11 protein-coding genes and 2 pseudogenes are annotated in these 9,126 nt (G+C 46.5%); 6 read left to right on the forward strand and 7 right to left on the reverse strand.

Annotated elements, in window-relative coordinates; all coding sequences use genetic code 11:
* Positions 1–147 precede the first annotated feature (147 nt).
* Positions 148–1,758, reverse strand: a pseudogene (gene recD2, locus ACRC32_RS09590) (SF1B family DNA helicase RecD2); the annotation flags it as partial.
* A gap of 121 nt (positions 1,759–1,879) precedes the next feature.
* Between recD2 and ACRC32_RS09595 the strand changes: the two are divergent.
* From ACRC32_RS09595 to ACRC32_RS09615, 5 genes and pseudogenes are all read left to right on the forward strand, one after another.
* Entirely contained in the window at positions 1,880–2,317 is a 438-nt protein-coding gene (locus ACRC32_RS09595; RefSeq protein WP_438553750.1) for a putative toxin-antitoxin system toxin component, PIN family, read from the forward strand.
* Positions 2,317–2,538 carry a ribbon-helix-helix protein, CopG family gene (locus ACRC32_RS09600; RefSeq protein WP_438553751.1) on the forward strand — a complete coding sequence of 74 codons (222 nt, stop codon included), beginning with the start codon at positions 2,317–2,319 and terminating at the stop codon, positions 2,536–2,538. Before ACRC32_RS09595 ends, ACRC32_RS09600 begins: the two co-directional genes overlap by 1 nt.
* 24 nt (positions 2,539–2,562) lie before the next feature.
* Positions 2,563–2,919 (forward strand): deoxyribodipyrimidine photo-lyase, encoded by a 357-nt coding sequence (locus ACRC32_RS09605; RefSeq protein ID WP_438553752.1) that lies wholly within the window; start codon positions 2,563–2,565, stop codon positions 2,917–2,919.
* A gap of 51 nt (positions 2,920–2,970) precedes the next feature.
* Positions 2,971–3,438: a hypothetical protein gene (locus tag ACRC32_RS09610; RefSeq protein WP_438553753.1), complete on the forward strand. Its 468-nt coding sequence runs from the start codon at positions 2,971–2,973 to the stop codon at positions 3,436–3,438.
* A gap of 21 nt (positions 3,439–3,459) precedes the next feature.
* Positions 3,460–4,194, forward strand: a pseudogene (locus tag ACRC32_RS09615) (FAD-binding domain-containing protein); the annotation flags it as partial.
* Positions 4,195–4,306: 112 nt separating this feature from the next.
* On the opposite strand, the gene ACRC32_RS09620 reads toward ACRC32_RS09615, so the two are convergent.
* The 6 genes from ACRC32_RS09620 to ACRC32_RS09645 all read right to left on the reverse strand — a co-directional run bounded on the left by ACRC32_RS09620 (position 4,307) and on the right by ACRC32_RS09645 (position 8,466).
* Positions 4,307–4,666, reverse strand: coding sequence for a nitrile hydratase accessory protein (locus ACRC32_RS09620; protein ID WP_438553754.1), 360 nt, complete (start codon positions 4,664–4,666; stop codon positions 4,307–4,309).
* Between the two features lie 24 nt (positions 4,667–4,690).
* Positions 4,691–5,314, reverse strand: coding sequence for a nitrile hydratase subunit alpha (nthA, locus tag ACRC32_RS09625; RefSeq protein WP_438553755.1), 624 nt, complete (start codon positions 5,312–5,314; stop codon positions 4,691–4,693).
* Positions 5,315–5,335: 21 nt separating this feature from the next.
* The gene (gene nthB / locus ACRC32_RS09630; protein WP_438553756.1) at positions 5,336–6,079 is read right to left on the reverse strand and encodes a nitrile hydratase subunit beta; all 744 of its coding nucleotides are present in this window, start codon (positions 6,077–6,079) and stop codon (positions 5,336–5,338) included.
* Positions 6,080–6,116: 37 nt separating this feature from the next.
* On the reverse strand, positions 6,117–6,629 hold the full coding sequence (locus ACRC32_RS09635) for a DUF1097 domain-containing protein (RefSeq protein ID WP_438553757.1): 513 nt from the start codon (positions 6,627–6,629) through the stop codon (positions 6,117–6,119).
* A 133-nt stretch (positions 6,630–6,762) separates the two neighbouring features.
* Positions 6,763–7,779 (reverse strand): CobW family GTP-binding protein, encoded by a 1,017-nt coding sequence (locus ACRC32_RS09640; protein ID WP_438553758.1) that lies wholly within the window; start codon positions 7,777–7,779, stop codon positions 6,763–6,765.
* A gap of 120 nt (positions 7,780–7,899) precedes the next feature.
* Positions 7,900–8,466: a tyrosine-type recombinase/integrase gene (locus ACRC32_RS09645; RefSeq protein ID WP_438553759.1), complete on the reverse strand. Its 567-nt coding sequence runs from the start codon at positions 8,464–8,466 to the stop codon at positions 7,900–7,902.
* 202 nt (positions 8,467–8,668) lie between these two features.
* Here ACRC32_RS09645 and ACRC32_RS09650 point away from each other — a divergent pair, with 202 nt between their 5' ends.
* Positions 8,669–8,887: a hypothetical protein gene (locus ACRC32_RS09650; RefSeq protein WP_438553760.1), complete on the forward strand. Its 219-nt coding sequence runs from the start codon at positions 8,669–8,671 to the stop codon at positions 8,885–8,887.
* Positions 8,888–9,126 lie beyond the last annotated feature (239 nt).

The following is a 9,126-nucleotide window of genomic DNA, read 5'->3' on the forward strand; positions in this document are numbered from 1 at the left end:
GAGTCAATCCTCGTGTCATCAAAAAACCGAGGTCAAAATTTCCTGCCAAGAAACGAGCACATCTCAATCAAGGAACACAATGTCAACAGCTTGTCTTTTCTATTTCTGACACCGCTTAAATCTTAACCGAGAAGTATTGTCTGGCGCACCCAACCACAGACAATCAGAGCTGGGAGTGAGAGAAACTGATTCTAACAGCGGATACTGACCGGAGTTGATCCGGTGAGCGTTGCTGACAATGTAACTTGCTGCCGCTTGTCGAAATACTTGCGTCAGCCGCACGACTGGGATTTGCAATGATGCGATCAAATCCCTTAGCACGTTGCCTGGTCCGACTGATGGAAGTTGGTCGATGTCACCCACCAACAATAGTTGAGCGTCAAGCGGGATCGCTTTGAGCAATGAATGGGCTAAAAACAGATCGAGCATTGAGGCTTCGTCTACGACAATCGCCCGTGCTTCGATTGGATTATCCGCATCCCGCTTAAACTTCATCGTCTTGGGATCGAACTCTAGCAAGCGGTGTATCGTTTTGGCTTCCATTCCCGCCACTTCACTCAACCGTTGAGCAGCTCTACCAGTAGGGGATGCTAGGACAATAGATTTGCCCATTGCTTTCCATAGTGCGACGATGGTACGAGTGCAAAAGGTCTTTCCCGTACCTGGACCACCCGTAAGGATCGTCACACGTTGACTCGCCGCCATCTCCACTGCTTGTTGCTGTTGCGGTGAAAGCTCAATCCCCTTAGCTTGGGTGAATCGCTCGATCCAATTCCTCACGCGGGGTAAGTCAACTGTCACCATTTGCGATCGCAAATGGTGAAGCTGCGCGGCTAAATTCTGTTCGCTGTAATAGAACGATGGCTGATAGTAGACGAATTGATGCTCTCGATGCCCCTGCATTATTAACTGTTCTTCCATCCCCATTTGCATTAATAATTGGGAGATCGCCTGCGGGTTCGGCTGGTGATCTTTAATACTCAACCGCTTGACTACCTGCTCGATTAATTCTGTTTGGGGCAAGAAACAATGTCCGTCTTCCGCCGCTTCTCCCAAAACGTGAACGATCCCCGCCCGATACCTATACTCGGAGTCGGGAGCAATGCCCAAGTTACGAGCGATCGCATCGGCTGTGATAAAGCCAATACCATATATATCTGTTGCCAGTTGGTAAGGATTATTGGTGACTTTTGCGATCGCTGCATCATTGTACTGTTTATAAATCTTCACGGCATAGGTGGTTGAAACTCCGTGACTCTGAAGGAAAAGCATGACTTCCTTAATCGCCTTTTGGGTTTCCCAGGCGCTTTGAATCATTTTGATGCGCTTTTTTGCGATCCCAGGCACTTCAACCAAGCGTTCTATTTGAGTTTCAATAATATCGAGTGTTTGCAAACCAAAGTGAGCGACAATGCGCTTTGCCGTAACTGGTCCAACTCCTTTTATTAACCCACTTCCTAAGTATTTCTCTATGCCCGTGAGCGTGGCAGGCTTCGTCTCCTTATAGTAAGTCACTTGAAACTGTGCGCCGTACTGGGGATGATCCCGCCACGCTCCAGTTAGCTGTAGTGTTTGTCCCGCCTGGATGTTGGCAAAGCCACCGACAATCGTAATTAGGTCACGAGATTGTGCTGTCTTGAGCCGCGCTACAGTCTATCCAGATTCTTCTGAGTGGAATGTCAGCCGTTCCACCACTCCCGTAAGGTATTCATGCTGGGGAGTTGTAGTAACAGGAGAGGATTCAGGTAGAGTGGACATCAGTATCACCGAAATTTCGATCCATCAAACCGCTAATCTTTCTCAAGCTATTTTATAGTACGTATATATTAATTAATCCTACTCAAAGCTAGTGTGGCAGCACATATGCTATCATAGTAAAATGACAGTCAGGATTGTAATCGACACAAGCGTATTTATCAGTGCTTTAATTAGCTCTCAAGGTGCAAGCCGAGAACTTCTCAAACAATGTTTGCAAGGGAAATATCAACCGTTGATGGGAAATGCTTTGTTCTGCGAATACGAACAAGTTATTGGTAGAGATGAAATCTTGCGCTCGTGTCCTCTATCAGCAGAAGAAATACAAACTCTTCTGGCTGCCTTTATGAGTGTTTGCGAGTGGACGCGCATTTACTACTTATGGCGACCCAATCTAAGAGACGAAGCTGATAATCATTTAATCGAACTGGCTGTGGCTGGCAACGCTAAAATTATTGCTACTAACAATACTAAAGACTTTAAGCAAACCCAATTGATTTTTCCTGAAGTCTTAATTAAAAAACCCAGTGAAATTATTAATCTGAAGTTAGGAGGAACATAGTGGCTACTTTAACAATTCGCTTACCTGATGACAAGCATGAAAGATTAAAAGAATTGGCAAAACGAAGAAACATCAGCGTTAACAAGCTAATTGAGGAGCTGTCAACTATTGCTTTGGCTGAGTTTGATGCGGAAACTCGATTTCGAGCGATGGTAGTTGGGGGAAATCTAAAGGCTGGTCTTGATTTGCTCGATAAGCTGGATTCTGAGTTATCCAAGTGACTTTGGTAGATAGGGCAACTAACAATGCATGTACTTTGGTTTCGCCGCGACCTGCGACTTAATGACAACGAAATCGTCACTCTAGCAGCAGCTGACAAAGCCGAAGTTTTACCTTGTTTTATCATCGATCCCTGGTTTTACCAACAGCCGGATGTAGGTAAGGCAAGGGTCAGGTTTTTATTTGAGTCGCTGGAAAATCTAGATCGGAATCTCAAGCAGCGAGATAGTCAGCTGTATCTGTTTGAGGGAAATAGTGTATATATTCTCCAAAGGCTCACCAGAGAACTGCTACAGCAAGGGATTCGACCCAGGCTTTTCTTTAACAGAGACGTACAGGTGGAGTATGGGATCGAACGCGATAACTTCGTTAAGCTTCGCTAACGCACTATCCTTGACTTTTACCGTCAACTAAATCTCGACTATCATCTAGGTTTGAGTAGTTTCCTGCAAGAGTCAGATCGTCGCGACTCTTGGTATGAAGAATACTACACCTATCAGAGACAACCTTTACATCCAGCTCCTACCCACATCAACACGCCACAGCTGTCTCTCAATTTGCCACAGTTGACATTTGAGAAATTGAAGCAGAAGTACAGTCAGTTTTGGCAAGAAGATAGCAAATATTTCAATGGAGGAGAGACAAACGCGATAACTTCGTTAAGCTCCGCTAACGCAACACTGGACTCATTTCTCCAAAACAGATATCAAGGCTACCACTGGAAGCTATCGCGTCCCTGGCTGGCACAAAAGGGCGCTACGTCTCATCTCTCGCCCCATATAGCTTTCGGTACGATATCAACTCGACAAGTCTATCAAAGCACCAAAGCTAGAGCAGCAGAATTAGCCAATCAGCCCAAAGCTGAATTCTCCCTCAAAGCCTTTCGCGTTAGCGAAGCTTAACGAAGTTATCGCCTACGGTGGCGCGATAGTTTTACGCAACGACTCTACCACCATCCAGAAATCGCTCACACTAACCGATACCCTGAATTTGACGAGTGGTATTCGCTGGATGCACTAACACCCCAAAAACAAGAATTATTTGAAGCATGGCAGGAGGGGCAAACGGGCTTCCTGCTGGTAGATGCTTCGATGCGACAGCTCAAGAGTATGGGCTGGATGAATTTCAGGATGAGGGCGATGTGCGCCACTTTCTTGACTATTAACTGTGGTGTTTCCTGGCATCACGGGGCGCGACACTACATGAACTACCTGGTTGATGGTGACTTGGCAATTGATAACTGGCAGTGGCAGATGCAGGCAGGGGTGACTAACCCGCTGTCCGATACCTTCCGCATTTACAACCCGAATAAGAATATAGAAGACAAAGATTCTGACTTAAGATTCATCTACCACTGGGTTCCAGAATTGCAAGGATACAGCTTACCCGAAATTCTCTCTGGAGTTTATCAGGGTGAAAGCCATTATCCCGCGCCTATGTTGGACTGGTCGCAAACTCGGAAAGTCAACGGTAAAGTTGTCTCAGATTTGCGTAAACGGGTAAGGGAGCGGTTGATTTTGCAAGGAGGCGATGAGTATGAAGGGGCAGCGATCGCGAAAAAGACTGTGGATAAGTACTGGCTCCTTAAGGATAAGCAATATCAGGAATATCGACGCGCTCAAGAGAAATTGGATTTTGAAGTCCTAAAGAATTCCTAGCTGTCGGGGCGATCGAAGCACGGATAAGCCCTGTCTCTAATACAGAGACGGCGCTTGGTTTCCTCCTGGCAGGGTCGTACCAGAGCGTTCGCGATCGTGTCGCTCTGCCTGACTAGCTGCCAGTACTACTATTTTCTTGTTGCAATATTTCAACTGTTCGGGCTTCTAGTTCTTCATTACTAATGAGGTCGGACTCAATTGCCATGCGTTCGAGTGCCGCAAACCAGCGTTGATAATAGTCCCAACTGGGATCGTCTGTGCAATGGGTAGCTTCCCAAGAGGCGATCGCCGCAATTAATTCTTGACGAAACTCTTCCCACTCGTAATATCCTTTTTTGGATAAGGCGATCGCGATGCCAAATGCTCTTTCTTCCCAAGCGCGGTCAAATTTCAACGAACCATTACTGCGAGGCGGGGACGTTTCGCTACCCATCATGCTAGTAACGGCAAAGTGTTCAAACTTAGTCTGCATAATCGCTTTCTACCAAAAAATTAATTAAGATGCAGGGGCTTCTACCTTTGCCACACCCATCATGGCTTCTGGAGTAATAAGTGTGGCTAGTTCTGACTCGCTCAGATTCTCCGTTCCCGCTGGACGTTCCGGTAGCACAAACCAACGAATCTGGGCGCTACTATCCCAAACGCGAATTTCTACCGATTCGTCCAATTCTAAGCCAAATTCCTGTAAAACTTTACGGGGTTCCCTCACCGCCCTGGCTCGAAAGGTTGGGTCTTTATACCAGTAGGGAGGCAGTCCCAACATGGACCACGGGTAACAAGAACAGAGCGTACATACAATCAGGTTGTGAACCGTTGGCGTATTTTCTACCAACTCCATGTATTCGCCCTCGGCTCCTGTCATCCCACGGGGAAAATCCAATTCGGCGATCGCCCCTGGAGTATCTGCTAGCAGGCGGGTTTTAAATTCTGGATCGACCCAAGCTTTAGCTACTAATTTCGCCCCGTTAAACGGTCCAAAATCTGTTTCAAAAAAGTCGAGAACTTTGTCAAGTGTATCGCTACTAATAATACCTTTCTCAATCAATAATGACTCCAGCGCTTTCACCCTTGCTGCACTGTAAGTCTCCCGTTCGGGTTCGTAATTAAAACGTTCGCTCACTACAAATACTCCTCCAATCGTCTAATCATTTCCGGCAGCTTCAACGTAGACTTCAAACAAGTCGGCATATACCCAAGAATTCGCTTCCGACTCTGCCCAAATCTCTTGTGGATTGAAACGGACTCGGTAAACGTACATGGGAGCGCCCAACCCATCAGCTCCCGTGGAGCAAAGATAAGCGTAAGCACCAGGGTAAACTTTATCTACCACACCAACCTGGTGACGCAAATATCCTGGCAAGCGGGTGTGGTCTGTCGTGGGTACGTCTTTTACTTTGACTGTCTGACCAACGCTAAATTGTGGCGCGTAGTCCACATCTCGAATTGCCGGATCGCCGCTGCGAAGATATTCAATTACTTGGTCGTCAATTGTAGGCTCCTGTACGGCAGGCATTGGCGCATCAGCTTTCTCCAAATAGATTGCCGTTCGTTTATCTAGTTCTTCTTGGGAAACGTACCCCTGTTGAATAAAAAACCCACAGATCCCACCCAACCATTTTTCGTAGTAGCGAAATCGGAAGTAATCGAACGGGTTCATGGCTTCTGCACCTTTTCGCAGATCTGCCCACGTCCAGATACTTTTAAATTGTGTTGGCACTTGCGCCATTGGATACTGCGGTAAGGCTTCGCTCAAATGCTGGCTCAACCCCATCATGGCAACGTGAATGCCAAAAATTCTGGTTTCCCAAGGTTCGACAAATACACGCTTTTCAAACTCGATCGCATCGAGTCCTTCCAATCCGCCCAAGTAATGCTGTAACTTCATACCATTTCCTCTAAGGGGATAAACGATCGCCAGCTTGCTAAACGCGAGAACGCTCCCTTGCTGGTGTTTGCGTAGTCAGACCATCCCCCCAACGTTCGGACAGGTAGCCAAAAATGCCACCTAGCACCATTGCCGTTGCTGCTACTAAAGCAGGATTGTCAATGCCGACGGTAGTAATCGGTTTGTCGGTGGCGATTGTCGTCCCAACGGTTGAGGCAAATCCCCAGACGATCGCGGGAATGGCAGATAAAATTGGTAGTTTTGAAGCTTGTACCATTGCAGCACTACCCATCCCAACGCAAATAGCAACAACCAGCGGATTGTCATCTATTGCAGCAATTACCAGCAAGGTCAACGAGGCGATCGCAATTCCCGTTAGGTTAGAGACAATACTCTGTTTCAATCCTGCCAATTTTCCCCCCAAGATGAAGAAGGAAGCCCAGGCAATGAACGTTACCCATACGGGGACTTTAATCAAGGTTGCCGTCAGATAAGTATCGAGCGCACCTAAAACGCCAATACTAACACTGTATGCCTCCAGTTTTTTCATATTCATTTACCTAGAGGATGAGGCTATGTATAGATTTTTCTAGCAACCTATCAAGAGCTTTCAGTCCAAGTTTGTAGTTGAGGTTACGATTATTACTGCTTGTGTGCATTTCTTGATAATGTGAAGCGATCGTTTATACTTCTACCAAACAAGCTCGAAACTCGCATTTTAACCGCTCTGCATCTAAATTGCGACCAATAAACACCAACTCATTTCTACGGGTTTCTCCCGCTCTCCAGGGTTTACCTGGTCTACCGTCCAAAAGCATATGAATTCCTTGAAACACAAACCGACGATCTTCTGCATCGACATCAAGAATGCCTTTGATGCGAAAAATGTTGGCTCCCTCAACCTGAACTAACTGATTCAACCAGCGATTGAGGCGATCGCCGCTGACGATTCCAGGTTCGACAATAGAAACAGAATAAACGGACTCATCGTGTTCGTGAGCGGTTTCATTCAGTAATTCGGGTTCTATGCTGAGTGCTTGTTTGAGATCGAAGGCTTTAATTCCCAGCACTGTATTCATATCCGTCTCGCAGTTTTGGGTACGGTAGATCTTGGCAAAGGGAGTCATGCTCCGAATCCGTTGTTCTAGTTCTTCTAGTTGACTGGAAGCGACGAGATCGATTTTGTTGAGCAGGATGACATCGGCAAAGGCAATCTGTTCCTGAGCTTCCTCAGTGTCCCAATGTTGCCAAATATGCTTGGCATCGACTACGGTAACGACGGCATCTAGGGAACAGCGCGATCGCATCATCTCATCCACGAAAAAGGATTGAATCACCGGAGCAGGATCGGCTAATCCAGTGGTTTCAATAACTATATGGTCAAAAGAAGCGAATGGGCGGGACACCTGCTCATTATTAGCTTCGTACCGCGATCGTTTTTCTAGTAAGTTACTAATAATGCGGATCAGGTCGCCGCGAACGGTACAGCAGATACAGCCGTTATTCATGGACAAAATTTCTTCGTCAGCATTAACGACAAGTTGACTGTCAATACCAACTTCCCCAAATTCGTTGACGATTACAGCTACCTTTAAGCCGTGTTCGTGCGTCAGAATAGAGTTCAGCAGCGTTGTTTTACCTGCTCCAAGATAGCCAGTAATCACGGTGACAGGAATAGGGCTGACTGACTTGGAGAGCATGAGAACTACCTTTTCTGCTTTCACTGCGGGTATAGCTTGGCATTATGGAGACTATGAAGCGTACTCGAATGTATAATTTGTATCTATACTTGAGGCGATCCCTACACCTGTCATAAATTTTTACAAACACAACAGATCCAACACGGAGACGGCGCGGCGTTTAGTCTCCTCTTTACGTCGGTCATATTTGCTGGTTTGCTCTGGAGAGGCATGACCTGCCAACTGCTGCACCGTGACAATATCAATCCCAGCATCCAGCAGTTCTGAAATAAAGGTGCGTCGGAAATCATGAGGCGAAAAATCATCAACGCCAGCCTCATGCGCTCGATTCTTCAGCACCAGCCAAACTGATTGAGGCGTGAGACTTCGCACGATGACTTGTCTGCCCTTCCTGACATGACACAGCAGCGCCCCCCTAGTTCTACCTCTTACCGAAATCCAATCTTCGACTAGCGACAGCAGGAGCGGTGGCAAGTATACAGTCCTGTCCTTATTCCCCTTGCCTTGTCGTACTCTTAAGGAGCTGTCAGTAACATTCAAATCTCGCAACTCCAAATTCACCGCTTCCTCCCGCCGCAGTCCGCTGCCGCGCAGGATTGCCATCAGCGCCGCATCCCTAGCTCCCATTACAGGATTTGAGTCTTGCTTACACACATCAATCAACCGAGCAACTTCATTTCTGGTCAATGCCCTACCTCGCAGTTCCCGACTATAAACCCCATTTTTCGGTGAAATTACATCCGAAGACTGTCAATTAGCAGACATCAGCAAAATTAAATGTAGTACAAATGAAATGCTTACTCCGTAGGCATTTCCCGTAAAGTGGCACTAAATTACACGCATCTCGGCTCAACTCCTATACCTGTTGTTGATATAGAAGGTTTCTAAGATGTCTGTCACGAAGCGAGAATCAGGAAGTAGTATTGTTTTTGAAGCGCTCAACGGTAGTGTAGTAGCGTTCTGCACTCAAGGAGTGTGTTATGTAAGTCCTGTTTGTACGTCAGGAGTCAAGAGTAGCATCCTGACTCAGATACCAGAGAAGGTGGCATTAGAAGAATCACCGACACAAGTTGAATTTTTGGAATTACTAGCTCAGAAGTCAAAATAAGATCTTGAGTCAACAAGAGTAGCGCCATCGCTACTCTTGCTGAAGATCTACTCCCAGGACTAGTAAGCTGAAACCTTTGAGCAGCATAGCGATGACAGCCAAATTTCTTGACTTAGCTCATCTGGCTGTACGGGTGTTTGTCTCTCTGTCGCGCGGAATTCTCTCACCAAAAAGAGTGAAGTAAAGCATACGGTAAATATCGGTGTTGCTAATGCCTGTCGTCGGCATTAGTTTTTCTG

This window comes from Chroococcidiopsis sp., assembly GCF_051657925.1.
Classification (GTDB): domain Bacteria; phylum Cyanobacteriota; class Cyanobacteriia; order Cyanobacteriales; family Chroococcidiopsidaceae; genus Chroococcidiopsis.

Excerpts from the sequence above, each read along its gene's own strand:
- ACRC32_RS09595 (WP_438553750.1), top strand. The coding sequence starts at position 1,880 with ATGACAGTCAGGATTGTAATCGACACAAGCGTATTTATCAGTGCTTTA.
- ACRC32_RS09605 (WP_438553752.1), top strand. The coding sequence starts at position 2,563 with ATGCATGTACTTTGGTTTCGCCGCGACCTGCGACTTAATGACAACGAA.
- ACRC32_RS09620 (WP_438553754.1), bottom strand. The coding sequence starts at position 4,666 with ATGCAGACTAAGTTTGAACACTTTGCCGTTACTAGCATGATGGGTAGC.
- nthB (WP_438553756.1), bottom strand. The coding sequence starts at position 6,079 with ATGAAGTTACAGCATTACTTGGGCGGATTGGAAGGACTCGATGCGATC.
- ACRC32_RS09635 (WP_438553757.1), bottom strand. The coding sequence starts at position 6,629 with ATGAAAAAACTGGAGGCATACAGTGTTAGTATTGGCGTTTTAGGTGCG.
- ACRC32_RS09640 (WP_438553758.1), bottom strand. The coding sequence starts at position 7,779 with ATGCTCTCCAAGTCAGTCAGCCCTATTCCTGTCACCGTGATTACTGGC.
- ACRC32_RS09650 (WP_438553760.1), top strand. The coding sequence starts at position 8,669 with ATGTCTGTCACGAAGCGAGAATCAGGAAGTAGTATTGTTTTTGAAGCG.